We start from the raw sequence: 26054 nt of genomic DNA, 5'->3' as shown, positions 1-26054 counted from the left end.
TCCGCCCTGTCCCGAGGCTGTAGGGTGCGTGCTTGGCACGCACCGCACCGGCCCGCAAAGCCGCCCCGGTCGGGGCGGCTTTGGTCATGGTTGTCAATCGAGGCGCATCCGGATCGTGGCGTGGGGCAGCCCTTCGTCGTCATGCGCCCGCCGCGAGACCGCGCGAAAGCCGTAACGCCGGTAAAACCGCAACGCCCCGGCATTCTCGGCATAGACCTCGAGTTCCAGCGCCCCGCGCCGTGCCCGGGCGTGGTTCAGAAGCGCCCGACCGATGCCGTGCCCCTGGGCCCCGGGTGCGACGAAGAGCGCGGCGACAAAATCGCCCAGCAGGCTGATGAAGCCCAGCCGAGTGCCATCGACGGCTTCGGCCACGAAGGTTTCCGCCATCGGCAGATAGCGCGTTTCGATCAGCCCACGCTGCGCTTCAAGCCGCGCGCGGCCCAGAAAGCCATGCGCCCCGAGCGAAGCCGCGAGCCACAGCGCCGACAGCGCCGCGGGATCGGTTTCCGGGTCATGGCCCGGATCGTCTGGATAGGATTGGTCATGTTTCATCCACAGAAAATATCATTCCGTCGGCGCGCCCTTGGGGCGGCCGGGTTCTCAGCCGTCTGACGGCTCAGCGCTGAATTCTGTGCATGAAACTCCTTCTTCCGGCCCCTCGCTTTCCGAGGGGGCAGGGCACCCGGCCCGAAAGCCGGGTGCCCGAACTGTCTGGCCGTGCGCTTACAGCAGCGCCTTGGCCTTGGCCACCGTCGCCTCGGCAGTGATGCCGAACTTTTTATAAAGCGTCTCGGCGGGCGCCGAGGCGCCGAACGACTCCATCCCCACGAAGTCCGATTTCTTCGCCCGCTCGCCCAGCAGCCAGCGATCCCAGCCGCCGGCGCGCATCGCGGCTTCGATCCCCACGCGGACCGGACCCGCCGGCAACACGCGCTTGCGATACGCTTCGTCTTGCTGCGCGAACAGTTCCATGCAGGGCATCGAGACGACCCGCGTGCCGATGCCTTCGGCTTCCAGCATCGTGCGCGCCTTCAGCGCGATTTCGACCTCGGAGCCGGTGGCGATCAGGATCACGCGGCGCTTCGCCTCGGCCTCGGCCAGCACATAGGCGCCCTGGCTCACGAGGTTCTTCGAGGTGTTCTGCGTGCGCGCCTGCGCCACGCCCTGCCGCGAAAGCGAGATCACCGAGGGCGTCGTCTTCTGCTCCAGCGCGCATTCCCAGGCCTCGGCCGCCTCGACCACGTCGGCGGGGCGGAAGACCAGCGTGTTGGGCGTCGCGCGGCTGATCGCCAGATGCTCGACCGGCTGGTGGGTCGGGCCGTCCTCGCCCAGCCCGATGCTGTCATGGGTCATGACATAGACCACCGGCACGCCCATCAGCGCCGACAGGCGCATCGAGGGGCGGGCGTAATCGGTGAAGGCCATGAAGGTGCCCGAATAGGGCCGGATGCCGCCATGCAGCGCCAGACCGTTCATCGCCGCCGCCATGCCATGCTCGCGGATGCCCCAGTAGACATAGCGGCCCTTGCGGCTGGTCACGTCGAAGGCGCCCAGATCGTCGGTCCGGGTGTTGTTCGACCCGGTCAGGTCGGCCGAGCCGCCCATCGTGTCGGTCACGATCGGGTTGATCGCCTTCAGCGCCACTTCGGATGCCGCGCGGGTCGCCATCTTCTTCGGTGTCTCGATCGCGTCGCGCTTGACCTTGCGGATCGCGGCGGTCAGGCGCTTGGGCAGATCGCGCGCGAAGATACGCTCGAACTCGGCCTGCTTGGCGGGGGCGAGGGCCGCGATGCGCGCTTCCCAGGCCTTGCGCTCTTCGGCGCCTTTCGCGCCGATGGCTTCCCAGTCGGCCTTGATGTCGGCGGGAATGTCGAACGCGCCGTGCTCCCAGCCATAGACCTTGCGGGTATCGGCGATCAGCTGCGCATCGGTCAGCGCGCCGTGGCCTTTCGAGGTATCCTGCGCCGAGGAGCCCACGGCGATGTGCGTGGTGCAGGCGACCATGGCCGGGCGGGGCGAGGCCTTGGCCTCGGTGATCGCGCGGTCGATATCGGCGGGGTCATGGCCGTCGCATTCGAACACGTCCCAGCCCGACGCCGCGAAGCGCGCCTTCTGGTCGGTCACGTCCGACAACGAGACCTTGCCGTCGATCGTGATGCCGTTGTTGTCCCACAGCACGATCAATTTCGACAGCTGGTGACGCCCGGCAAGGCCGATCGCTTCCTGGCTCACGCCCTCCATCAGGCAGCCGTCGCCCGCGATGACATAGGTGTAATGGTCCTGAACCTTCGCCCCCCAGCGCGCGCGCAGGTGCTCTTCGGCCATGGCGAAACCGACCGAGTTGGCCAGCCCCTGACCCAGCGGTCCGGTGGTCGTCTCGATGCCCTTGGCATGGCCGTATTCCGGGTGCCCGGCGGTGATCGCGCCCCATTGGCGGAAATTCTTCACCTGCTCGAGCGTCATGTCGGCATAGCCGGTCAGATGCAGCAGCGCATACAGCAGCATCGAGCCGTGGCCTGCCGACAGGATGAAGCGGTCGCGGTCGGCCCAGTCGGGCGCCGAGGCGTCGAACTTCAGGTGGTTGCGGAACAGCACGGTCGCAACATCGGCCATGCCCATCGGCATGCCCGAATGCCCGGAATTGGCGGCGGCGACCGCATCCATGGCCAGAACACGGATGGCGGTGGCAAGGCGCCAGTGATCGGGGTGCGTGTCTCGAAGCGTGGCGATTTCCAAGGCAGCGTTCCTTCACGGTGGGGAATGTTAGCGCAGGCTCATAACAGGGATCGGACCAAGATCAAGCTTGGCGGGCGGGAAGTGGCGCGCTCGGGGCGCTGATCGGTTGGAAAGGCGCGATTTTCAACCTATTCTCGGTCAAAACTCTCCCGGACCTGCGGGGAGCATGATTCGTGCGCTGCAGGAACCGGGCTGTCTCGAGGAGAAGCACATGAGCGATCTGGCTCCCGTTGAACGCAGGCTATCGGCGGCGCTCGACCGGATTGCATTCCAGTTGGAAAAGGGCGCCGCGAAAGCGGCGAAGGGCTCGGTCTTCGGGCTGGGCCGTCCGGCCGAGGCCGCGCCCGATCCCGAACAGGCGGCCACCATCGCCAGCCTGCGCGAAGCGCTGGAAAAGGAACGCGCGGCCAATTCCCAGCTTTCCGAGCGGGTGCACCAGGTCAAGCAGCGGCAGGAAACCACGATCGGGCAGCTTGAACGCCGTCTTGCGCGCCTGACCGAGCAGCTGGATCTGCAAAGCCTCGAAATGCTGCGGCTGAAAAAGGCCAATGCCAAGCTGATGGAATCGAACACCGCCCTGCGCGAGGCCCAGATCGAGGGTTTCCCCGACGCCACGCTGATCAACAAGTCGATTTCGGCCGAACTGGAAGCGCTGCAGGCCGAACGCCGCGCGGAAATGGCCGAGATGGAAGAAATCCTGTCGGAATTGAAGCCGCTTCTCGCGGCGGATGCGCGCTGAGCCGGAGGCCCCCATGCCCAACGAAACCGTCACCATCGGCGGCAAGAGCTTCGATGTCGCCTGCCAGCCGGGCGAAGAGCATTACCTGCGGGCCGCCGCGGCGCTTCTGGATGCCGAGGCAACGACGCTGATCGGCCAGATCGGCCGCCTGCCGGAATCCAAGATGCTGCTGATGGCGGGGCTGATGCTGGCCGACAAGACCGCCGGGGCCGAGGACCGTGTCAAGCAGCTGGAGGCCGAGCTGGCCGATCTGCGCGCCGAGGCCGAGCGCCTGCGCGCCACGCCGGCCTTTGCCGCGCCGGCCCTGCCCGAAGGCACGCTCGAACGCATGACCGACCTTGCCGACCGGGCCGAGGCCATGGCCGAGGAGCTCGAGAACCGCTGAGCGGTCTCAGCGCCGGATCTCGGCCTTCAGCCGCCGCGCGGTGTCGATCAGCCGGTCCAGCGCCTCTGGCGCGGTCACCTCGCGCGCCAGCCGCAGCTGCAGCCCGTTCCCGGTGATCATCACCATCGGCTGTTCGCCCTCGCTGAACGGCGCCAGCGCCCGCTCTGCGGCGGCGGCATCGAACCACGGCGCGGGATCAACGCTGGCCAGGATCGTCAGATCCAGCCCCGGCGGCACCGGCTGTTCGTCGACCTCGCCCAGATGGGCGCCGATATCGTCGCCCAGAAGCCGCCCGACCAGCCTCTTGCCGATCTTGTTGTCCAGAAGACCAGCGAAGGTGCTCGCCGCCTGCGCCATGCCCTCTTGCATTTCCCGCGTATAGATCACGATCCCGCCCGGCAGGCGCGGATCGTCGAACTGCACGACCGCGTTGCCCCCCGAACGGCTGCGGCTGTTGCCCGATTGCTTCGCGTGGCGGCGCTGGACGATCAGTGTCATCCCCTGCTGCGGATCGGCAAACGCCGCCTCAGCGCCCTTGCCCCGGACCTTGCGGTAATCATGGGTCAGGCCCTGTGCTTCGGCATAGGCCCGGAAGCCCGCCCTGATCTCCCGGTCGCGCCGCACCGAGCGCGCGATCAGGACGCCCATGATGACGAACATGGCGCCAAGGCCGATAAAGGTGATCGTCGCTTCCATTGTTGTCTTGCCTCTCCCTGTAGCCGGCCGGACCCATAGGTAGCCGGGGCAGGGGGCAGGGTTCAATCCGCAGGGCGCCGGATAAGAAAAGGGCCGGTGCAACGCACCGGCCCCGGTTTCCTGATCCGGCCGCGCCGATCTCAGGCATTCGCCTCGCGGATCTTGTTCGCGGCGTCCTTGTCATAGGTCACGCCCTTGGCGTCGAACAGCTGGTCCAGCTCGCCCGACAGCGTCATCTCGGTGATGATGTCACAGCCGCCGACGAACTCGCCCTTGACGTAGAGTTGCGGAATCGTCGGCCAGTCCGAGAAGTCCTTGATGCCCTGGCGCAGATCGGGATCGGCCAGCACGTCGATATCGGTATACTCGACCCCCATGAAGTTCAGCACGCCGGCGACGCGGCTGGAGAACCCGCATTGCGGCATGGTTTTCGAGCCTTTCATGAACAGCACGACATCGGTGCTGTCGACTTTCTCGCGGATCTGGTCCTGAACGCTCATCTTGGGTCCTTTCCTCGGTGCGCCGTCGGGCGCAAGTTGTCGGGCGCGTGTTTCGGTGCGGGCCGGAACGGGTGACCGGCGCGGTTGTCGTCTCAGATAATCCCGAAATCGCGGGCGAGAAGCCCCGATCCGGCAAAGATTGCAAGCCCCAGCACGAAAGCCGTGAGCGGTTTGCGGGTCTCGCGCCCCTCGGTCAGCGGGCCCAGCCGCCACAGCCAGAAGATCGCAAGCCCGGTCAGCGCCGCGTGAAAGATCCGCGCCATGGCAATCTCGGGCGGCGTCATCCCAATTTCGGGACCGGTCAGCGCCGCGTGAAGCGCCAGCCCGACCAGCGCGGCCGAGGTCAGCATGGCCAGCCGCCAGCCCGCCGGATCGCGGCTTTCGCGCATCGCCCTGCCGCCCCGGCTGCCGGTCAATCCGGGGCCTTGGTGGTCAGCGCCAGCGCGTGCAGGTCGCCGTTATGGCCGTCCATCTTGCCCTTCAGCGCGGCATAGACCGCGCGCTGCTGCTGGACCCGGTTCTGGCCCTTGAAGCTGGGATCGATCACCTCGGCGGCGTAATGGTTTCCGTCGCCGGCAAGGTCGGTGATGGTGATCTGCGCCGAGGGAAAGCTCTCGCGCAGCAGGGTTTCGATTTCGGTCGCCGAGATGGGCATGCGCGTCTCCTTGAATTGAGACAGATGTAGAACCCGGGCGGTTCGGGTGCAAGTCCCGGCGCCGGGATGCGCGGTGTCAAACATGGGGTCGCAGCGCGGTCAGAAAGCTTCTGAGCCGCGTTTCCAGCCCCGATGCCGCAACGGCGCGCAGCCGCTCCGGCGTCCAGCGCTCCGCGGGGGCATAGAGCGTCATCAGGGCGTCCCTCTCGGCGGTCAGATCCCGGGGCAGAACCATCCGCTCCGTCGCCTTCAGCAATTCCAAAGCCGCATGGATCCGCCGCATCAAGAGCAGCGCCTCGCCCATCGGCGCCCTCAGCGCGGCGTCCTGGCGCCAGTCCGCGCCGTCGAAGACCTCGTGCACCACGCGCTGCCCGGCGCCCAGACAATCGTAGAGCGTGCAGCCGCGAAACCCCTCGGCGTCCAGCCGCTCATGGATCGTGCAGGCATGGCCCGACAGGTTGGGGCAGGGATGCAGCGCGGGCTTGTCGAAGGCGAAGTCCTCGCCCGCATCGAAGGGCAGCGCCATGCAGCACAGCGCCGCGCAGGACGCGCAATCGGGGGTGAGATCGGGAAGATCATGCATGACCTCCCCCTGCCGCGCGCCGCAGGACGAAACAACCCCCATTTTCACTTTGCCGGAAATACTCACGGGGATTTCCAAGGGGGGCGTGCCCCCCTTGGAGCGGGGGGTGCGGGGGGCTCGCAGCCCCCCGCTTTCTTCGGGAATTCCGGGATCAGGAAATCGCCGCCTCGAAGGCGCCGCGATAAAGCGCCGACAGCTCGGCCAGCGGCGCCGACGAGGCCCCCATCGACACCGTGTCGCCGCCGAACTTGCCGACCGAGGTCAGCGTCACGCCGGCGGCGCTGGCCGCGACCATCAGCGCCTCGGCCCGGTCGAACGAGCAGGCGACGAGATAGCGCGCCTGATCTTCGCCGAACAGAAACTCGGTCGTCGCCGCGTCGAGGCTCACGCCGATCCCGGCGGCTTCGGCCATCTCGAAGGCCGCGAGCGCAAGGCCGCCATCGCCCAGATCCGTCGCCGCGCTGACAAGCGCGCGGTTCGCACGCAGGAATTCGCCATTGCGCTTCTCGGCGTCCAGGTCCACCTGCGGCGCGTCGCCGTCCTCGCGGTTGAACACTTCGGCCAGGATCGCGGACTGGCCCAGATGACCCTTCGTCTCACCGATCACCAGCGCCACATCGCCCAGGACCGGCTGGCCTGCGATCAGCTCGTCAAGGCTGTCCAGAAGCCCGACCGCGCCGATGGTGGGCGTCGGCAGGATCCCGGTGCCGTCGGTTTCGTTGTAGAGCGAGACATTGCCCGACACGATCGGCATGTCGAGCGCCGCGCAGGCCTCGCCGATGCCTTTGATGGCGCCCACGAACTGGCCCATGATCTCGGGCTTCTCGGGATTGCCGAAATTCAGGTTGTCGGTGGTCGCAAGCGGCCGCGCGCCGACGGCGGTCAGGTTGCGATAGGCCTCGGCCACCGCCTGCTTGCCGCCTTCGACCGGGTTCGCCTTGACGTAGCGCGGGGTCACGTCCGAGGTGAAGGCAACGGCTTTCTGCGTGCCATGCACGCGTACGACGCCCGCGCCCAGACCCGGCACGCGCACCGTGTCGCCCATGACCATGTGGTCGTATTGTTCCCAGACCCAGGCCTTGTGGGCGTAGTTGGGGCTGGCGATCAGCGCCTTCAGCCCGTCGATCGGGTCGATCTGCGCGACCGGCTCCAGCGCGGCGGGGGCGGGCGTCTCGATCCAGGGGCGGTCGTATTCCGGCGCTTCCGAGGACAGTTTCGACAGCGGCAGGTCGGCCTTGATCTCGTTGCCATGCAGGATCAGGAAGCGGTCTTCGGCGATGGTTTCGCCGACAATGGCGAAATCGAGATCCCATTTCTCGAACACCGCGCGCGCTTCGGCTTCCTTCTCGGGATGCAGCACCATGAGCATCCGCTCCTGGCTTTCCGACAGCATCATCTCGTAGGCGGTCATCGCCGTTTCGCGCTGCGGCACGGCATCGAGCTGCAGCTTGACGCCCAGCTTGCCCTTGTCGCCCATCTCGACCGCCGAACAGGTCAGGCCCGCGGCTCCCATGTCCTGGATCGAGATCACCGCGCCGGTCTGCATCAGCTCCAGCGTGGCTTCCATCAGGCGCTTTTCGGTGAACGGGTCGCCCACCTGCACCGTGGGGCGCTTTTCCTCGATCGTGTCGTCGAATTCCGCGGACGCCATGGTCGCGCCGCCGACGCCGTCGCGCCCGGTCTTGGCGCCCAGATAGACGACCGGCATGCCGACGCCCGAGGCGGCCGAGTAGAAGATCTTGTCGGCATCGGCCAGTCCCGCGGCGAAGGCGTTCACAAGGCAGTTGCCGTTATAGCTGGCATGGAAGCGGACCTCGCCGCCCACGTTGGGCACGCCAAAGCAATTGCCGTAGCTGCCGATGCCCTCGACCACGCCCTTGACGATATGGGCGGTCTTGGGATGGGACGGCAGGCCGAAGCTCAGCGCGTTCATCGCGGCGATGGGGCGCGCGCCCATGGTGAACACGTCGCGCAGGATGCCGCCCACGCCCGTCGCCGCGCCCTGGTGGGGCTCGATATAGGACGGGTGGTTGTGGCTCTCCATCTTGAAGATCAGCGCCTGACCGTCGCCGATATCCACGACGCCCGCATTCTCGCCGGGACCGCAGATTACCTGCGGGCCGGTGGTGGGCAGCGTGCGCAACCATTTCTTCGAGGATTTGTACGAGCAATGCTCGTTCCACATGGCCGAGAAGATGCCCAGCTCGGTGAAGCTGGGTTCACGGCCGATGATCTCGAGGATGCGATCGTATTCGTCGGGCTTCAGGCCGTGGGCTGCGATCAGGTCGGGGGTGATGGCGGGCTCGGTGGTCACGGGCGAGGTCTCCAATGCTTGGGGGCGTCATAGGCCAAGCGATGCGCAAGGAAAAGCGCCGCCTGTGGCCGATCCCGTCCGCCACGGCATTTTTTCGGGTTTTTCTGCCGGAAGGCGACCGGTGATCGCGCCTGCATCCCGTTTCGGCGCCGACCCCCGGCGGCAGGCCGGCGGGCTTGGGGGCGCGGGTGGCGTTCTCAAACTGCCCGCTTGTTGGGCGCCTGGCCGAGTCGGCTGCCCGATGCGCCAAAAAAAGGCCGAGCAAAGCTCGGCCCAAGTCCAACAGGGAGGTAAAGATACATGACAGAGCCATGCATCTTGACACTTCAAATAGTCGAGTCGTTGCATGCGTTCAATGATTTCGTTGCTGCGCTTGCATCATAGCCGTGATGCGTTGCATGCATGCCTCACTCGGCGGGCGCAACCTGAGGGCGATCGATCAAAGGTCGGATGCCGTCACGCGTTGCTTGCGATAGGCGATCACGCCCTCCAGCACGAAGTCGCGGAAGGCCGCGATCCGCTTGGAGTGGCGCAGTTCCTCGGGATAGGCGAGGAACACCGGAACATCCGCGCTTTCCACGTCCGGCAGCACGCGGACCAGTTGCGGGAAGTCCTCGGTCAGGTAGTCGGGCAGAACGCCGATACCCAGATGATTGATGACCGCCTGCAAGACGCCGAAATAGTTGTTCACCGTAAAGGTCGTGCGGATCGCGTGGGTCATCAGCTCGCGCACCAGAGCGGCGCCGGCCGAGACCTGATGCGCGTTGGCGTTCTGGCAGACCAGCCGGTGATGCGCCATCTCCGGCAGCGTCTGCGGCGTGCCGTTTTCCTTCAGGTATTCGGGCGACGCGTATAGCCGCATCTTCACACCCATCAGCCGCTTGCGGATCAGGTCCGCCTGGCTGGGCTCTTTCATGCGGATGGCGACATCGGCCTCGCGCATGGGCAGGTCGAGAACCCGCTCTTCCAGCATCAAGTCGATCTTCAGCTCAGGATACTTGGCATAGAGCGAGGGCAGGCGCGGCGCCAGCCACAGGGTGCCGAAGGCGGTGGTCGAGGTCACGCGCAGCTCGCCATACACCTCTTCTTCGCTGTCGCGGATCCGCGCGGCGGCGGTGTCGAGCCGCTTGCTCATCGCGCGCGTGGCGTCAAACAGCAATTCGCCCTGCTCGGTCAGGATCAGCCCGCGCGCATGGCGATGGAACAGCGTCGTGCCCAGCGATTCTTCCAGACCCCGGATCTGGCGGCTGACTGCCGACTGGCTCAGCCCCAGCGTGTCGCCGGCATGCGTCAGGCTGCCCGCGTCCGCGACCGCGTGAAAAATTCGAAGTTTGTCCCAATCCATCGCGGCGTAATCTGTTCTGAGGCCCGGTCCGAGCGTGCAGGGATGTGTCTATCGGATCGATGTGAACGGCGAAAGCCAAGATTTCGCTAACAAGGGGGTGGAAGGTCAGCAATTTTGACCTATAATCCCAGACAGGCCAGCAAATCGGCAAGCGCTTGGGAGGGTGCACGATGGGTAAGCAAACGGTGTCTCTGAACGACCGGTTCGACCTCGAGAAGTCTCCGGTATTGCTTAATGGTACACAAGCCCTTGTTCGGCTGATGCTCGCGCAATCGGCGCGCGACCGGGCGGCGGGACTTAACACGGCAGGCTTCGTCACCGGGTATCGCGGCTCGCCGCTGGGCGGAGTCGACCTGCAGATGCAGCGCGCGAAGCCGTTTCTCGACAGCGCCCAGGTAAAATTCCAGGAAGGCCTGAACGAGGACCTTGCCGCGACCGCCATCTGGGGCACCCAGCAGGCCGAGCTTCGGGGCGAGGGCGCCTATGACGGCGTCTTCGCACTGTGGTACGGCAAGGGGCCCGGCGTCGACCGCTCGGGCGACCCGATGAAACATGCCAACATGGCCGGAACCTCGCCGCATGGCGGGGTCATCATGGCGATGGGGGACGACCATACCGGTGAATCTTCGACCGTGCTGCACCAGTCCGACTGGGCCATGGTCGATGCCTACATGCCCATCGTCTCGCCTGCCGGGGTTCAGGAAATCCTGGATTACGGGCACTATGCCTATGAACTCAGTCGGTTTTCCGGGCTCTGGGTGGGCTTGAAGACGATGAAGGACACGATCGAGGCCACCGCCGTGGTCGATGCCGATCCGCATCGCATGACCTTCGTTCGCCCCGATTTCCAGATGCCCGAGGGCGGGCTGAACATCCGTTTGCAGGACACGCCCGTCGCGCAGGAAGCGCGGATGATCGACTACAAGCGCTTCGCCGCCGAAGCCTTCAGCCGCGCCAACCGCATGGACAAGCGGATCTGGGGCAAGCCGGGCGCGAAGATCGGTCTGGTCGCTGCGGGCAAGAACTGGCTCGACCTCGTGCATGCGCTGGGACTCTTGGGGCTGGACGAGGAAAGCTGCGAGCGGCTGGGCATCACCACCTACAAGGTCGGTCAGACCTGGCCACTGGACATGACCTCGTTCCACGAATGGGCCGACGATCTGGACCTGATCATCTGCGTCGAGGAAAAGCGCAAGCTGATCGAGGTGCAGATCAAGGAAGCCATCTTCGACGACCGCCGGGGCCGCCGGGTCTATGGCTGGTACAAGGGTGGCGCCGGGGGGATGCATTCCGAAGAGCTGTTCCCCACGCGTTATGCGCTCGATCCGGTGATGATTGCCGAAAAACTGGGCGGCATCTTTCTGGAAGAGGGCTGCGACAGCGAAACGATTCGCGCGGGCCTGGAACGGATGGCCGAGACGCGCCGCGCCGACAACGCCCCCGATATCGCGCAGCGCACGCCCTGGTTCTGCTCGGGCTGCCCGCATAACAGCTCGACCAAGCTGCCCGAGGGCAGCCGCGCCTATGCCGGGATCGGCTGTCACTACATGGTGCAGTGGATGGACCGTTCGACACAGGGCTTCACGCATATGGGCGGCGAGGGCGCGAACTGGATCGGCGAGAGCCTGTTCTCGCATCGCGGGCATGTTTTCCAGAATCTCGGCGACGGGACCTATAACCATTCAGGCGTGCAGGCCATCCGCGCCGCGTTGGCGGCCGGTACCACCATCACCTACAAGATCCTGTTCAACGACGCCGTCGCCATGACCGGTGGCCAGAAGAATGAGGGCGGGCTGACCGCTTATCAGATCGCGCGCGAGATCGTCGCCATGGGGGTCCGCCCGGTCGTGGTGGTCTATGACGAGAAGGAAGATCTGGACCTGTCGCAATTCCCCTCGGGTGTCGAGAAGGTCGAGCGCGCGGACCTGATGAGCGCGCAGGAGAAACTGGCCGAGACCAAGGGCGTCTCGGCGCTGATCTATGTCCAGACCTGCGCCGCCGAAAAACGCCGCCGCCGCAAGCGCGGGCAATTCCCCGACCCCGACCGTCGGGTCTTCATCAACACCGATGTCTGCGAGGGCTGTGGCGATTGCGGTGTGCAGTCGAACTGCGTGTCGATCGTCCCGGTGGAAACCGAACTGGGCCGCAAGCGCGCGATCGACCAGTCGTCGTGCAACAAGGATTTCAGTTGTCTCAAGGGCTTCTGCCCGTCCTTTGTCACGCTGGAAGGCGCCACGCTGAAGAAAGCCGCGACCCAGGCGCTGGACTTGCCGGACCTTCCCGACCCCGCATTGCCCGCGATCACCGGCACCCATAACGTGGTGATCACCGGTGTCGGCGGCACCGGTGTCGTCACCGTGGGCGCCGTGATGGCGCAGGCCGCCCAGATCGACGGCAAGGGCGCGGGCATGATGGAGATGGCGGGGCTCGCCCAGAAGGGCGGCGCGGTGCATATCCATCTGCGGCTCGCCAACAGGCCCGAGGATATCAGCGCCGTGCGCGTTGCCGTGGGCGAGGCCGACGCGGTGATCGGGGGCGATCTGGTGGTGACGGCGGGCGCGAAGACCGTGGGCCTGATGACCACGGGGCGCACCGGCGCCGTGGTCAACAGCCATGAAATCATCACCGGCGCGTTTACCCAGAACACAGAATTCAGGCTTCCGGTCAAAGACTTGCAAGTCTCTCTTGAGGCCCGCCTGCGCGACGGTCTGACGATGTTCGACGCGTCGGAACTGTCGCGTCTGTTGCTGGGCGACTCGATCTATTCCAACATGATGGTGCTCGGGGGCGCGTGGCAGATGGGGCTGATCCCGCTGTCGGGCGACGCGATCCGCGAGGCGATCCGTCTCAACAAGGCGGCCGTCGAGGGCAACCTTCGCGCCTTCGAGATCGGTCGTTGGGCCGCGCTGCATCCCGACGAGGCCGCGCGCGTGATCGCGCCCGCCGACACTGCCAGCCTGCCCGCCGATCCGGTCGCCTATCGCGAGGCGCGGCTCGTCGAGTATCAGGGCAAGCGGCTGGCCAGACGCTTCCGCAAGCTCGTCGACGGGATCGAGGACAAGCCGCTGCGCGAGGCCGTCGCCAAGGGGTATTTCAAGCTGCTGGCCTACAAGGACGAATACGAGGTCGCGCGGCTGCACCTGGCGACCGAGGCCAAGGCCCGCGAGACCTTCGAGGGCGATTTCGTGATGAAGTTCCACCTGGCCCCGCCGATCATGACGGGCAAGGATTCACAGGGCCGCCCGAAAAAACGCGAATTCGGGCCCTGGATGATGTCGGGTTTCCGGATGCTGGCGAAGATGAAGGGCCTGCGCGGCACGCCGTTCGACCCCTTCGGCTATTCGTCCGAGCGCAAGATGGAACGCAGCCTTATCAAACAGTTCGAAGGCGACATGCAGGAAGTTCTGCCCAAACTGACGCCCGCGACCCGCGATCCGATCCTCGAGCTGGCGATGCTGCCCTTGTCCATTCGCGGCTATGGCCCGGTCAAGGAAGCGAACGAGCGCGCAGCGGCGAAACGGCGCGAGGAGCTGCTGGCGGCCATTGCCTCGGGCGGGACGCCCACGCGGATGGCTGCCCAGTAACATCCGGTCTGGGACGACGGAAACGGCGGCGCTGCGGCGTCGCCGTTTTGTCATTCTGCGCTGCTAGGACGGGCCAACCGCACGAGGTCCGCCCATGTCCTTCGCCATCATCGACCCGCCGCTGCCGTCAACGCCTCGCCCGCGTCGCCCCAGGGGCGTCACGCGTGAGATCACCTATGCCCATTCCGCCGCCTCGCCCCTGGGCCGCGCGGTGATACGCACGGTCGAGAACGCTACCGGCCGCCTGTCGCTTATGCGCCGCGCCGAAGGTTACGCCGACGAGGTCGCCTCGGGGCGCGATTTCTGGCGCGTGATGATGGAGCGCTTCGGCCTGCGGCTGGATGTGCTGCGCGGCTCGCTCGACGCGATCCCCCCGTCCGGGCCGCTGGTCGTGGTATCGAACCATCCGTTCGGGATCCTCGACGGGCTGGTCATGGGGCATATCCTGTCGGCGGTCCGGGGCGGGGATTTCCGCATCGTCGCGCATCAGGTCTTCGACAAGGCCCCCGACGTGGCGCGCGCGATCCTGCCCATCGATTTCTCGGGCAGCCGCGCGGCGCAGGCCCGCAACATCGCCACCCGGGCCGAGGCGATCCGCTACCTGAAGGCGGGCGGCGCGGTGGGCATCTTCCCGGGGGGCACCGTGGCAACCGGGGCGACGCCGCTTGCGCCCGCGCGCGATCCGGTCTGGCGCAGCTTTACCGCGAAGATGGTTACGCAGTCGGGCGCCACCATCGTTCCGCTGTGGTTCGACGGTCAGAACAGCGCCCTGTTCCAAGTGTCGAGCCACCTGCATTACACCCTGCGCATGGCGCTTCTGGTGCGCGAATTCGCCGCGCGGACGGATCGCCCGGTGCGGCTGGCCGTGGGCAGGCCGATCCCCCATCAGGAAGTCGCGAGCGCGGCGCAAACCCCTAAAGAGGTGATGGATTTCCTGCGCCGCAGGACGTATGACTTGTCGCCAGACCCCTCGGACTGGGCCCGTCTGGGCCACGAATTCGAGGAGACCTATCGGCGATAGAGGCACAGATGGCAGTAGGCGTGTTCGATTCAGGGCTGGGCGGGCTCACGGTTCTGGATGCGCTGAACAGGCGCCTTCCCGATGTGCCCTTCGTCTATTACGGCGACAATGCCAACACGCCCTACGGCACCCGCGACGCCGAGGACATCTACCAGCTGACCACCAAGGGCGTGCAGCGGCTTTTTGACGAAGGCTGTGACCTGGTCATCCTGGCCTGCAACACCGCCTCGGCGGCGGCGCTCCGGCGGATGCAGGAGACGTGGATCCCCAAGGACAAGCGCGTGCTGGGCGTGTTCGTGCCGCTGATCGAATCGCTGACCGAACGGCAATGGGGCGACAACTCGCCGCCGCGCGAAGTGGCGGTAAAGCATGTGGCGCTGTTCGCCACCCCCGCCACCGTGGCCAGCCGCGCCTTCCAGCGCGAACTGGCCTTCCGCGCGATCGGCGTCGATGTCGAGGCGCAGCCCTGCGGCGGCGTGGTCGACGCGATCGAACAGGGCGACATGATCCTGGCCGAGGCGCTGGTTCACAGCCATGTCGAGGCGCTGCACCGCCGGATGCCGAAGCCCGAGGCCGCCGTGCTGGGCTGCACCCATTACCCGCTGATGGAAGACGCGTTCCGCGCCGCTCTGGGCCCCGACGTGTCGGTCTATTCCCAGCCCGAGTTGGTGGCGGCAAGCCTTGACGATTACCTCAAGCGCCATCCCGAGATGGTGGGCGAGGGGCGCGAAAGCGCGTTCCTGACCACGGGCGACCCGGCGGCGGTGGGCCGCAAGGCCACCCAGTTCCTGCGCCGCCGGATCCCGTTCCGCGCGGCCTGATGCGGCATTCGGCCCGATTGCGCTTCGGGCCGCGAGAGCCTAGCTGATGCCGCAATGACCCCCGAGCGAGCGATCGGAGCAATCCCATGGCCGGCATGAAGAGCCTCAAGAAGACCCGCCGCGTGCAGATCATCGTCGTGGCCGTCGCGGCGCTGGCGCTCAGCACCGGGCTGATCGGCTTTGCCATGCGCGACGGGATCAACTTCTTCCGCTCGCCCAGCCAGGTGATGGCCGAGCCGCCCGCCGCGAACGAGGTGTTCCGCCTTGGCGGCATGGTCGAGGTCGGGTCGATCACGCGCGGGCAGGGCGAAACCGTCAGCTTCCGTGTCACCGATTTCTGCGAATCCGTACCGGTGACCTTCCGGGGGATCCTGCCCGACCTGTTCGGCGAGAACGAGGGCACGGTGGCGACCGGCCGGCTGGTCGACGGCGTGTTCGTGGCGACCGAGATCCTCGCCAAGCATGACGAGACCTACATGCCGCGCGAGGTCGCCGATGCGGTGGGCGTTCAGGGCAGCCCCAACGCTGCGGCCAACGCGCAGGAATGCGAGTATCACGGCGAAAACTACGCAACGTCCGGTCGCGATACCTGATTTCAGCCTTTCGGTCGCAACTCTCCCCTCCGTTTGCAGCGACGGGAGAAGGCGATGCGCGATGTGCGAGAGCTGGCCGAAGAGATCGTCGCCCGCGAGGGCGGCTTCGTGAACGACCCCGATGATCCGGGCGGCGCCACGAATTTCGGCGTGACCATCCATACGATGCGGCGGCTGGGTCTGGACCTGAACGGGGACGGGACGGTCGACGAAGCGGATGTCCGCGCGCTCGGCCGTGAACAGGCGGTGGCGATCTTCTTGCAACATTACTATCACCGCCCCGGCCTTGCGGGGCTGCCCGCCGCGCTGCAGCCCGGCGTGTTCGACATGTATGTCAATGCGGGCAGCAACGCCGTGCGCATCCTGCAGCGGCTTCTGAATGCGATGGGCTACGACCTGGTCGTCGACGGGGCGATCGGTCCGCTGACGCTTGCGGCCGCGCGCGCGGCGGCCGAGATCGCCCCCGACCACATCGCCGATGCCTATGGCATCGCCCGCCGCGATTACTATTACGCGCTGGCCGACCGGCGTCCGGCGTCCCGGCGCTATGCGCGACGGCGCGACGGCGGCAAGGGCGGGTGGATCACCCGGGCCGAGGAATTCATCGCGCCGCGCTTTCATCTGAGCGAGGCGGAGCATCGCGAAAGGGTGGCGGCATGGGCTTGATTACGGGCATTGCGCGGGCGCTCTTCGCGCGCGGCGGCGTGGCCGAGATCGGCCGGGTCGGGGCGCAGGTGGCCGAGGTCTTCCGCCCCAACGCCACGCGGCGGATGGAGTTGGGTCACGACGCGTTCAGCGCCACGCAGGCCGCCTATGCGGCCGAGTTCGGCGCAAGCGGGGCAGGGTGGTTCGACGGGCTGGTCAACGGGCTCAACCGCCTGCCCAGACCGATGCTGGCGCTGGGAACGCTGGGACTGTTCGCCTATGCCATGGTGGACCCGCCGGGCTTTGCGCTGCGGATGCGCGGGCTGGCCGAAGTGCCCGAGCCGCTCTGGTGGCTGCTGGGGGCGGTGGTCGCCTTCTATTTCGGCGCGCGCGAGACGCATTACCTGCGGGGCGGGCGGCTGATCGCCGCCGTGGCCGGGCAGGCGGCGCCTGCGGTGGCTCCTGATGCCCCGGCGCCCGGGCGGGACAGGGATGCGCTGCCGGCCAATCCGGCGCTGGCCGAATGGCAGGCGATGCAGGATCGGTGAGGGACGAAATTGCGCAGGGCGCCGGAACCGGGGCGGCCCGCGGGACGTTTGCCTCTGGATAGCGGCATGCGCCCGCGAAGATATTGAGGAAAAACCCCTATGCTTGAATGGATCCTGATACTGCTCGTCGTCGCCGCCGTTGCGGCTCTTCTCGGTTTTGGCCGCCTGTCGGGGCTGGCGCTCAGCGGTGCCAAGATCCTCATCGTGATCGTGCTGGTGCTGTTCCTGCTGATGCTTCTGGGCGTCTTCGCGATCGGCTGACCAAGGTCACCCGGCCACGGCCGGTCCGTGACCCGGACCGCCGTTTTCCTCCCCTCCCGCAAAGACCCGGCCTGCGCGTCAGCGCAGGCCGAATTCTGCCAGGGCCTCGGCCAGTTCGGGCGGCAATTCGTCGTCGCCCTCGCGGTATTCGGGCATGTCGCGCGGCGCGTCCTCGGGTTTCAGATACCGCCAGCCCTGAAACGGACGCCGCGGCGCCGGTTCGGTGCGGAACAGCTTCGGTTCGAACACCATCGCGCAGCGCTGGATGCCGTCCGCGCCCTCGACCGGGTCGAGCCGCAGGATCCGCTGGCGTGCCAGCACCAGACCCTTGATCACCCAGTAGATCGACCCGCCATCCAGCACCTCGTCCGCGCGTTTGGGCCACATCCGGGTGACGTGGCGCGGCAGCCCGTCGGGCGCCTGTTCGGCGCGCAGTTTCTGCCAGGCTTCGAGATCGTCGACCGACTCGGTGCCGACGCTCAGCTTGAGGATATGCGTGGTCATGGCCGCAATATGTAGCGGCGCGTGGCGAAGGACAAGGGATCGCACGAGAGGGTGAAAGCGGCTCGGCGAGACGCCGCGAGGGCCGTCGAAAGCGCCGCCTGCGGCGTTGACCGCGCGCATCGCTGGTCCTATATCCTGCGCCTTCTCCCTATACTGCTCCCTTGCCCTCAGGATCCCGCCATGAGCCGTTTCGCCGCCCCCATCGCCGCGCAGATCTGGGACATGAAATACCGGATGAAAGCCGCCGACGGCACGCCGGTCGATGCCACGCTCGAAGACAGCTGGCGCCGTGTCGCCCGCGATCTGGCCCGGGTCGAGGACCAGCCCCAGGCATGGGAAGACAAGTTCTACGCCGCGCTCGAGGATTTCCGCTTCCTGCCCGCCGGTCGCATCCTGGCCGGGGCCGGAACCGGGCGCTCGGTGACCCTGTTCAACTGTTTCGTCATGGGCACGATCCCCGACAGCATGGGCGGCATTTTCGAGATGCTCAAGGAAGCCGCCCTGACCATGCAGCAGGGCGGTGGCATCGGCTACGATTTCTCGACCATCCGGCCCAAGGGTTCGCCCGTGGCCGGCGTGGCTGCCGATGCCTCGGGGCCGCTCAGCTTCATGGATGTCTGGGACGCGATGTGCCGCACGATCATGTCGGCGGGCTCGCGCCGGGGGGCCATGATGGCGACGATGCGCTGCGATCACCCCGATATCGAGCAATTCATCGAGGCCAAGCAGGATTCGGCCCGCCTGCGCATGTTCAACCTGTCGGTGCTGGTGACCGATCCGTTCATGGAAGCGGTGAAGAACGATGCGCCCTGGGACCTGACCTTTGACGGCCGCACCTATCGCAGCCTGCCCGCGCGCGACCTGTGGAACAAGATCATGCGCGCGACCTACGATTACGCCGAGCCGGGCGTGATCTTCATCGACCGCATCAACAAGGCCAACAACCTCGGCTACGCCGAGACCATCGCCGCCACCAATCCCTGCGGCGAGCAGCCCCTGCCACCCTATGGCGCGTGCCTCTTGGGCTCGATCAACCTCGCGCGGCTCGTCTCGGCCCCGTTCGAGACGGATGCCGGGATCGACCCGGCCGAGCTGGAGGAACTGGTGCGCACCGCGATCCGCATGATGGACAACGTGGTCGATGCGTCGAAATTCCCGCTGCCCCAACAGGCGCAGGAAGCGCAGGCCAAGCGGCGTATCGGTCTTGGCGTCACCGGCCTCGCCGACGCGCTGCTGATGATGGGCCTGCGCTATGGCTCGGACGAGGCCGTCGCCCAGACCGAAGCCTGGATGAAGGCCATCGCGCGGGCGTCGTATCTGGCCTCGGTCGATCTGGCGAAAGAGAAGGGCGCCTTCCCGCTTTTCGAGGCCGAGCCGTACCTCGCCTCGGGCAACATGCAGCAGATGGATGACGACGTGCGCGACGCGATCCGCACCCACGGCATCCGCAACGCGCTGCTCACCTCGGTCGCGCCGACGGGCACGATCAGCCTCTATGCGGGCAATGTCTCGTCGGGGATCGAGCCGGTCTTCGCCTATGCCTATACCCGCAAGGTGCTGCAAAAGGACGGCTCGCGGACCGAGGAAGAGGTCGTCGATTACGCCGTCAGCCTGTGGCGCGAGAAATTCGGCGATGCCGAGCTGCCCGATTACTTCGTCTCGGCCCAGACGCTGGCACCGATGGACCATGTGCGGATGCAGGCCGCGGCGCAGAAATGGGTCGATTCCAGCATCTCGAAGACCATCAACTGCCCCGAGGACATCGATTTCGAGACCTTCAAGGACGTGTATCTCTCGGCCTGGGATATGGGCTGCAAGGGCTGCACCACCTACCGCCCCAATGCGGTGACGGGCTCGGTGCTGGCCGTGTCCGAGAAGGCCGACACCGTGCCGCAGGCCGAGACGGGCGCCGAGGTGATCTATCTCTCCGAACCCCTCGACCGCCCCGAGGCGCTGGAGGGCCAGACCTACAAGCTGAAATGGCCGGTGAGCGAGCACGCGATCTACATTACCGTCAACGACATCGTGGTGGCCGGCCGCCGCCAGCCCTTCGAGGTCTTCATCAACTCGAAGAACATGGAGCATTACGCCTGGACCGTGGCGCTGACGCGGATGATCTCGGCGGTGTTCCGGCGCGGTGGCGATGTGTCCTTCGTGGTGGAAGAGCTGAAAGCGGTTTTCGACCCGCGCGGCGGAGCATGGATGCAGGGGAAATACATCCCCTCGATCCTTGCCGCGATCGGCGGCGTGATCGAGGAACATCTGATCGCCATCGGCTTCATCGAAGGCGCCGGGCTTGGCCTGAAATCCGACCCCAAGGCGGGCGCGGCCTTTTCGGTCAAGGGCAACGCCAAGCCGAAATCCTGCCCCTCCTGCGGTGCCTATGAACTGGTGATGATCGAAGGCTGCATGACCTGCCGCGCCTGCGGTCACTCGAAATGCGGGTAAGGGGGCAGGGTCTGTTGTTGTGATGACACGCTTACTTTGGCCATTTGGGACTAAAAAACGGCTATTCGCACAGTAACGACGGCCATTGGGGAATTCCGTGTGCCATACGGGGTTTCCCTTTCGAAAGGGCAGCTGGGCAGTTCAGTCGGCGTCTCGGAGAGTATAGGGCAGCGGAACTGCGACCCAAAGCGGTGACCCAGGGTTTGCTCGAGCCATGATCGTGTGCTGCTTGTTACCCATAGCCCGATCCAGACATGACAAAGGCCGCAGGTTTCCCTGCGGCCTTGCTTGTCTTGGTGGTGGTCCTGCCGACGGAGAGGATCCGGCACGATCTGATGTCAGGCGGGCGAGCGTCTCGCTGCAGGGCGCAACTTATTCCGGCTGCAACTGAGCTATCTGGCGGCGCGCATCAATCCGAGCCGAAATCAGCTCGCGCATGCGGACGATCACCCGGAAAGCCTGTCGAAGTTCATCGACTGTACGCCCGTGCTCCGACAGAACCGGAACCGAGATGACCGTCCCCACGGATCCAAGCTCTGGATCGTCATAGCCATCAAAGACATTGCGGAAGCCAAGTGTCTCCCTGTCAACGGCATCCGCAGGTGGGTCTCAATTCGGCCAACATGGTCGTCCGCGTCGTCGGCCAAAGGACCTTGGGAACGCAAGCCGGCGAGAGATTGCATCACTGTGTTCCGCTCAGTGGCCGAGAGCCCGCTTCTGTTGCAATCGAAGCGGTCGTGAAGGATGTCGAGTTCCTGAAGGGTCTGGGTCCACAGCTCTTCGAGCGACAGGTGTTTGAAAGACGGCATCGCGGTCTCCTCTCTTCTATTGCAGGGGGTCAGGCGGCGTGCCGGTCTTCGACCGCGAACGAGGAACCGTCGGTCTCATCGTCAAATTCACCGATCGTGACGAGCAAATCGTAGAGCCTGTCCGCGAGGAGACAGATTTCCTGGACTTCGGCACTGTCTGGGTCCGGCAGCAACCAGAGCCCCGCGTCGGTCTCGGGATCCCCGAAGTCCGAGTCGAGGGCGATCAGACGATGGAGATCGAGCAGCCGGCGGCGCATCGCCCGATCGAGTTTCGCGGAGTTGCGCAGTTCGGTCATGATCCGCACGACGCGAGCTTCGCCGGACCCTGCTTGCAGCAGGCCTGCGGCGTTACGGAGCGCCTCGCCGTGAGTCGCGAAATGCGCGCAGACGGCAGCGTGATGGGCGTCGATGGACTGGAACGGGGTGTGGGTGCGCAGCATGATGATACTCCTTAAGCTGTGCGAGCGGCCATTCGTGGCCGTGTCAGTCCGTTCCATCCGCGTTCTGCTGCCTTCGGGTCCCCTTGCTCTCCTTCGCCTGCCGTTCCATTCAAGACATTGGCCGCCAGCGCCGATGACGAAGAATAAAGATCGGCGCTTGTGAAGTTTTCTCGCCGCTGCCAGTGCTCGTCGAAACACCTGCTGATCACGGCGATGAGAAACCCCCGCGGTCCACGGTGAACTGCGGGGGCTTCGAACGTGCCGTGAGGAGCGTCACTTTTCTCCGATCGACCAATCGTCATCGAGATCTGGCACGTCGTAGACATCATCGACGACTGTCGCCTCGCAGATATCGGGCCCGCTGCTTGCTTCAGGTTGGGCGTGGTCGGCGCCGGGGCTACGGCGCGTCGGCAGATCGATCCCGAGGCCATCCTCGCCGGTCGGCACGGTGGCAGCACGGGGCGTGTCCTCGACCCGGAAGCCGATCATCAGAGTGGCGTCCAGCTTCTTGAGCCGCTCTTCGGAAAAATCCTCGACGAACAACCCTTGGCGCGCCATCGCGTTGGCGTTCAGGGCGACAATATGGTCCATGGTCCGGGCGATGATCGCTTCGCTGACTGCGGCTTCCGCGGCGTAAGCAGCACGGATTTCGCGCACGGTCCGGAGCCAGACGCCCGCGCGCTGACCGCGGAAACGCGTCAGCACCGAGGGGATCTCAACCCAGACGCCGTCCAATTCCACGGCGATGGCACCGAGATCCTCGGAATACCAACGCACGCGCACCTCCGGATCCCGAGCATGCATGAACCACCGCGCCAGCGCGTCGGAATGGTAGCGAATGCCGAGGATCGTGATGCCTGTCTTCGTGACCGTGTACTTCGTCCGCGTTCCCAGTGCCTTGCGACGGCGCTCCAGCGACGGCATCGGCGCGACACCGTATTTGTCGACGAGGCGGGTCCAACAATTCAGGGGCGTTTCTCCGCCGAGGCCCGCGTGTGGACGACGATGATAGACGTCCACGACCCAGCGCACGAGGGCTTCGCTCAGCTCCTCCGAAGTCAGGGCGGCGCGCTTGTCAGAGTCGTAATCGCCCTTGGCGATAGTGTTGCTGAACGTCCGCCCCGTGAAGCGTCCGATGAAGCTGCCGGCCATCGTGCCGAACATCCGTTCGATCCTGCCGCGAAACTCGGGCATCCCCGCCGGACCTGCGTCGATGTTGATACCGAGATCGGTCGCCGCGGTACGCGTGTCGAAATCGATGAACCCGGACCCTGCGTCCGTGACGATAAGCTCCGGAGTGCCGGACATGCTCCAGGGGGTCAGAGTGCCCACGGCATCTGCCCAATGCCCCTTGTCGCGCACGATCATGTCGATTGTCTGCATCGCAGCACGGCCGCTTTCGGCGCGCGCCAGCTTCATGGCGAGGATGCAGCGGGTCGTCGCACACATCGCGGCAACCAGGAACCAGCGCGTCTTCTTGCCCATATCCAGACCGAAGGCCGCCTTCTCCTCTTCATCGAGCATCGACCAGATCCCGGCCTCTGACATGATCGTCTTGAGATCGACTTTCCAGGCGTCCATCTCCACCCGCTCGAGTGGCCGTGTCAGAGTCATCCCCGTGCCGACCGGGGCAAACTTCTTGCGAGCTGCATCGAGACCATGTCGGGCCGCAACAACCTCAAAGGGGTCGAGTTTGTTGATCTCGCGACGGATGGTCTCGCGCGACGGCGGCACCAGATAGGACGTCGGCTGTCCGGAGCCTTGACCTGCGGACCCTTGCTCGAACAGGGCCTTGCGACGGAGGTTTTCGGCTCGGAAGGCTCTGCTGACATCATCGACAATGTCAGCGATGGAAGGCCGCTCCGGAGACAGGTAGTTCCGAATTGTCAGTGTCAGCAGGCACAGCTCATCCGGACCGATACGGCGCTCTCGGCGGTTCTGAGTGTCCTGACCGTAGAGCGCAGAAAGGCCGTCGCGCGAATAAGGGGCAACCCGCTTCAGTAGCCGGCTCGCACTGACTTTCTCCGGCGACACCCGCGTGTTTCGAGCAAACTGGCCGCCATCTGCCTCGCTCGCGATCGAATAGTACTTGCCGGCGCGAAACTTGATTTCTTCAAGGGCTTCCTTGGTTGCATCCTCGGTCCGCTTGACCTTGCCTTCCTTTTCCAACTCGAGAAACGCAAGCACGAGGGCCTCATGGTTCTTCGCCTTGCGTTGTGTCTTCGGCGAAAGAGTCGAGAGCTCCCGTGTCGGTTGGCGCAAGCGCCGCCTCGCATGCTGAGAAAGGAACTCGTCACGACGATGTTCCAGCGTGCCGTTGATGACCCGCTGAGACAGGACGGCATGGGAGAAGGACTCTGCAACGTCACTGGCGTCGGTTCGGACGAGTATGTAGCCATCGTCGCTGCAATCCGTCGCGCGGTATGAGATGCCGTCGAGGATCACCTCGTCATACCTGCCGAACGCGAAACGCGGGAGACTGGGGCTGACCTGAACATCGAGCATCAGGCGGCCCTCCGCAGGACAAAGCTCTCATAGGCCACGCGATCGCGATCCCGGAGCTGAAGTTCACGTGCCGCGATCAGCCGCGCAATGGATCGGAAGCCGCGGCCTTTCAAACCGGTACGATCAATCAGGTCGCTGATCCTTGCGGCTCCGCTCAGTCCTCTGACCGCCTCGCGCATGATGGCATCGGCGTCCTCATCGGGATGACGGACGGAATTGAACAGCGTGGCATTGAACACGTCGACTGGGTCGAGGTGCTTTTCGGTCATCAGGGTCACGCGGTCGGCAAAGTCCGGGGTGACGTGCTCTGCAATCTCCGCGATTTCGGCTTGGAAACCGTCTTGCCGGAGCTTGGCATCATACTTGACCATGATCGCGGTGCGGCTGCCGTCCGTCATCGTCGCTCGAAAGTCAAAGTAGTGACGCCTGGTGACCCCCTGGGGCGCAAGCCATGTGAAGAGCACCTGGTTCTCCAGCTCGACGACATCCGGTCGAGCCAGCAGGACGAGCGCGACCCGTTTCTCGGTGAGGCTATCGGTGTTCATGACCGATCCAGCACCGGCGCCATGAACGAACGCACAGGAGAAGTGCTTCTTGGCGCCGACACCGGGAGTACGGTCTGTCTTTGGTCGTGCGGGTAGCATGTCGGCCGCGCGGACATCTTGGTTGCGGACAGGCATCAAACTCTCGGCCCACTCATCGTCGCCGCTGTTCCAGTCGTGATCCATCTTTGTTCTCTCTCTGCGAAGCGATCGGCCGAGCGATGGCTGGCCTGAAGAGAACCTTGGTCCATTCAAGAATTACGGAAGAAATTTCTGGGAAAAATCTTCGGAACTCGAGCGATCTTCTGCTATCTAATTGATTTTGAGCGATATTTTATTCGAGAGTTGATGGTCGGCTGGCGCCATGGTGTGCCCCTGAACTTTGTCGCCGATCTCCCACCCTGCAAATGAAGGCTGCGCCACGTGCCCTTCCACTACCGTATGCATGCGGGCGTGCCGTTCCGATCCGTTCTCGCGTTTTGCAACGAACTGGACACAACACCCCACGAGGAAGCGCGTTTGACCGCCAAGCTGGATACGGGCCATTCCCCAATGTCCGGCCGAACAAGCAAGCCTGCGGACCTCCTGCCATGAGAGTAAGCCGGGAAATTCAGCATGACGAATGTACAGGACGGGAAACGGAAGTTCGCCGCGGCCGCACTCGACTAAATAGAAGGTGACGAGAGCGGAAATTTGATACGGCGCAACGAGCTACCTAAACGTCAGTCGGCCGCCACCAACTGGGCGGTTTCAACTGAGTGAGTGAATCTCACTATTGACACTAAATACCAAATGAAGTTCTGGATTGCTTTGGCTGTCCAATAAACTGTTGTTTGAACTCTCAATCAAAAAGTATCCCAGAAGCACCAGAAGCACAATAATTATCAAAAGGATAATTCTTTTCGTCCAAACAAAGATCTTCTCTCCTTTCTTTACTCTGTTCCACTCAAATTTCAAAAGTGCTTTCGAATCCCGAATGAAGAGACTTTCTACGGCCTTGATCTTCTCCGGGGTGAGTGACTTGTTGTTGCTTGCTAAGGCCTCAAAATCTTTCATCGCAGCCAAAAGGGCCTTGGCTGGAACCTCATCATCATTTACGCGCAAAGTTATTCCGTGGCTGGCCTCGTTCAATAGTTTGTAGTGTGCTATCAAAGCGGAATCGTCATAGCTTTTCCCAGAATCTTTTAGCCTAATAATATCACAAACCGCGTTAATATTTACCAGATAGTCCACAACGCATTTTCTAAGTTGGTCTATCCAGATCTGTCGGAATTCGGAAACTTTTTGTTCTTTTCCGATGATCAGTCCAAGCATCGACACCAAGCCGGCAATCGTCGCAGCGCCAACCGCACCAATGCTGATTTCATTCATAATTTGCGC

At 64.8% G+C, this 26054-nt stretch carries 25 protein-coding genes; 10 read left to right on the top strand and 15 right to left on the bottom strand.

Going from position 1 to position 26054, the window contains the following annotated elements; all coding sequences use genetic code 11:
- Nucleotides 1–93: 93 nt before the first annotated feature.
- Together C4N9_RS06330 and tkt are read right to left on the bottom strand one after the other, a co-directional pair.
- The gene (locus C4N9_RS06330) at nt 94–552 is read right to left on the bottom strand and encodes a GNAT family N-acetyltransferase (RefSeq protein ID WP_109532445.1); all 459 of its coding nucleotides are present in this window, start codon (nt 550–552) and stop codon (nt 94–96) included.
- Nucleotides 553–723: 171 nt separating this feature from the next.
- Nucleotides 724–2736 carry a transketolase gene (gene tkt, locus C4N9_RS06325; protein ID WP_109532444.1) on the bottom strand — a complete coding sequence of 671 codons (2013 nt, stop codon included), beginning with the start codon at nt 2734–2736 and terminating at the stop codon, nt 724–726.
- A gap of 211 nt (nt 2737–2947) precedes the next feature.
- Here tkt and C4N9_RS06320 point away from each other — a divergent pair, with 211 nt between their 5' ends.
- Together C4N9_RS06320 and C4N9_RS06315 are read left to right on the top strand one after the other, a co-directional pair.
- Complete coding sequence (locus C4N9_RS06320) at nt 2948–3475, top strand: hypothetical protein (RefSeq protein WP_146195130.1); 528 nt, start codon at nt 2948–2950, stop codon at nt 3473–3475.
- Nucleotides 3476–3488: 13 nt separating this feature from the next.
- Nucleotides 3489–3860, top strand: coding sequence for a cell division protein ZapA (locus tag C4N9_RS06315; protein WP_109532442.1), 372 nt, complete (start codon nt 3489–3491; stop codon nt 3858–3860).
- Nucleotides 3861–3866: 6 nt separating this feature from the next.
- Here the strand turns inward: C4N9_RS06315 and C4N9_RS06310 are convergent, their stop codons facing one another.
- The 7 genes from C4N9_RS06310 to C4N9_RS06280 all read right to left on the bottom strand — a co-directional run bounded on the left by C4N9_RS06310 (nt 3867) and on the right by C4N9_RS06280 (nt 9953).
- Nucleotides 3867–4556, bottom strand: coding sequence for a hypothetical protein (locus C4N9_RS06310; RefSeq protein ID WP_109532441.1), 690 nt, complete (start codon nt 4554–4556; stop codon nt 3867–3869).
- 140 nt (nt 4557–4696) lie between these two features.
- On the bottom strand, nt 4697–5056 hold the full coding sequence (grxD, locus tag C4N9_RS06305; RefSeq protein WP_109532440.1) for a Grx4 family monothiol glutaredoxin: 360 nt from the start codon (nt 5054–5056) through the stop codon (nt 4697–4699).
- Between the two features lie 92 nt (nt 5057–5148).
- The gene (locus C4N9_RS06300) at nt 5149–5445 is read right to left on the bottom strand and encodes a hypothetical protein (RefSeq protein ID WP_109532439.1); all 297 of its coding nucleotides are present in this window, start codon (nt 5443–5445) and stop codon (nt 5149–5151) included.
- A gap of 23 nt (nt 5446–5468) precedes the next feature.
- Nucleotides 5469–5711, bottom strand: coding sequence for a BolA/IbaG family iron-sulfur metabolism protein (locus tag C4N9_RS06295; protein ID WP_109532438.1), 243 nt, complete (start codon nt 5709–5711; stop codon nt 5469–5471).
- A 76-nt stretch (nt 5712–5787) separates the two neighbouring features.
- On the bottom strand, nt 5788–6294 hold the full coding sequence (locus tag C4N9_RS06290) for a hypothetical protein (RefSeq protein ID WP_109532437.1): 507 nt from the start codon (nt 6292–6294) through the stop codon (nt 5788–5790).
- A 151-nt stretch (nt 6295–6445) separates the two neighbouring features.
- Nucleotides 6446–8608: a phosphoribosylformylglycinamidine synthase subunit PurL gene (gene purL / locus C4N9_RS06285; RefSeq protein WP_109532574.1), complete on the bottom strand. Its 2163-nt coding sequence runs from the start codon at nt 8606–8608 to the stop codon at nt 6446–6448.
- 439 nt (nt 8609–9047) lie between these two features.
- Nucleotides 9048–9953 carry a LysR family transcriptional regulator gene (locus tag C4N9_RS06280; protein WP_109532436.1) on the bottom strand — a complete coding sequence of 302 codons (906 nt, stop codon included), beginning with the start codon at nt 9951–9953 and terminating at the stop codon, nt 9048–9050.
- Nucleotides 9954–10123: 170 nt separating this feature from the next.
- Here C4N9_RS06280 and C4N9_RS06275 point away from each other — a divergent pair, with 170 nt between their 5' ends.
- From C4N9_RS06275 to C4N9_RS06245, 7 genes are all read left to right on the top strand, one after another.
- On the top strand, nt 10124–13537 hold the full coding sequence (locus C4N9_RS06275; protein WP_109532435.1) for an indolepyruvate ferredoxin oxidoreductase family protein: 3414 nt from the start codon (nt 10124–10126) through the stop codon (nt 13535–13537).
- Nucleotides 13538–13631: 94 nt separating this feature from the next.
- The gene (locus C4N9_RS06270; protein ID WP_109532434.1) at nt 13632–14558 is read left to right on the top strand and encodes a lysophospholipid acyltransferase family protein; all 927 of its coding nucleotides are present in this window, start codon (nt 13632–13634) and stop codon (nt 14556–14558) included.
- Between the two features lie 8 nt (nt 14559–14566).
- On the top strand, nt 14567–15379 hold the full coding sequence (locus C4N9_RS06265; RefSeq protein ID WP_109532433.1) for a glutamate racemase: 813 nt from the start codon (nt 14567–14569) through the stop codon (nt 15377–15379).
- A 95-nt stretch (nt 15380–15474) separates the two neighbouring features.
- Complete coding sequence (gene ccmE, locus C4N9_RS06260) at nt 15475–15972, top strand: cytochrome c maturation protein CcmE (protein WP_109532573.1); 498 nt, start codon at nt 15475–15477, stop codon at nt 15970–15972.
- 54 nt (nt 15973–16026) lie between these two features.
- Nucleotides 16027–16638: a holin-associated N-acetylmuramidase gene (locus C4N9_RS06255; RefSeq protein ID WP_109532432.1), complete on the top strand. Its 612-nt coding sequence runs from the start codon at nt 16027–16029 to the stop codon at nt 16636–16638.
- Nucleotides 16629–17165 (top strand): holin family protein, encoded by a 537-nt coding sequence (locus tag C4N9_RS06250; protein ID WP_109532431.1) that lies wholly within the window; start codon nt 16629–16631, stop codon nt 17163–17165. Before C4N9_RS06255 ends, C4N9_RS06250 begins: the two co-directional genes overlap by 10 nt.
- A 99-nt stretch (nt 17166–17264) precedes the next feature.
- Complete coding sequence (locus C4N9_RS06245; RefSeq protein ID WP_109532430.1) at nt 17265–17426, top strand: DUF1328 family protein; 162 nt, start codon at nt 17265–17267, stop codon at nt 17424–17426.
- A 78-nt stretch (nt 17427–17504) separates the two neighbouring features.
- On the opposite strand, the gene C4N9_RS06240 is transcribed toward C4N9_RS06245, so the two are convergent.
- A complete protein-coding gene (locus C4N9_RS06240; RefSeq protein ID WP_109532572.1) occupies nt 17505–17930 on the bottom strand; it encodes a DUF1489 family protein in 426 nt (141 codons plus the stop codon).
- Between the two features lie 180 nt (nt 17931–18110).
- Here C4N9_RS06240 and C4N9_RS06235 point away from each other — a divergent pair, with 180 nt between their 5' ends.
- The gene (locus C4N9_RS06235; protein ID WP_109532429.1) at nt 18111–20378 is read left to right on the top strand and encodes an adenosylcobalamin-dependent ribonucleoside-diphosphate reductase; all 2268 of its coding nucleotides are present in this window, start codon (nt 18111–18113) and stop codon (nt 20376–20378) included.
- An 838-nt stretch (nt 20379–21216) separates the two neighbouring features.
- On the opposite strand, the gene C4N9_RS06225 is transcribed toward C4N9_RS06235, so the two are convergent.
- From C4N9_RS06225 to C4N9_RS21645, 5 genes are all read right to left on the bottom strand, one after another.
- Nucleotides 21217–21627, bottom strand: coding sequence for a hypothetical protein (locus C4N9_RS06225; RefSeq protein WP_109532571.1), 411 nt, complete (start codon nt 21625–21627; stop codon nt 21217–21219).
- 273 nt (nt 21628–21900) lie between these two features.
- On the bottom strand, nt 21901–24132 hold the full coding sequence (locus C4N9_RS06220) for a Mu transposase C-terminal domain-containing protein (protein WP_109532427.1): 2232 nt from the start codon (nt 24130–24132) through the stop codon (nt 21901–21903).
- Complete coding sequence (locus tag C4N9_RS06215; RefSeq protein WP_109532426.1) at nt 24132–24860, bottom strand: hypothetical protein; 729 nt, start codon at nt 24858–24860, stop codon at nt 24132–24134. The genes C4N9_RS06220 and C4N9_RS06215 overlap by 1 nt, the downstream gene beginning before the upstream one ends.
- Nucleotides 24861–24986: 126 nt before the next feature.
- On the bottom strand, nt 24987–25220 hold the full coding sequence (locus tag C4N9_RS21650; protein ID WP_146195129.1) for a hypothetical protein: 234 nt from the start codon (nt 25218–25220) through the stop codon (nt 24987–24989).
- A 204-nt stretch (nt 25221–25424) separates the two neighbouring features.
- Nucleotides 25425–26045: a hypothetical protein gene (locus tag C4N9_RS21645; protein ID WP_146195128.1), complete on the bottom strand. Its 621-nt coding sequence runs from the start codon at nt 26043–26045 to the stop codon at nt 25425–25427.
- Between the last annotated feature and the right edge of the window lie 9 nt (nt 26046–26054).

The sequence above is a fragment of the Pararhodobacter marinus genome (assembly GCF_003122215.1).
Classification (GTDB): Bacteria; Pseudomonadota; Alphaproteobacteria; order Rhodobacterales; family Rhodobacteraceae; genus Pararhodobacter; species Pararhodobacter marinus.
The sequence above is the reverse complement of the archived record's forward strand: the minus strand, read 5'-3'. Positions and strand labels throughout refer to the sequence as shown.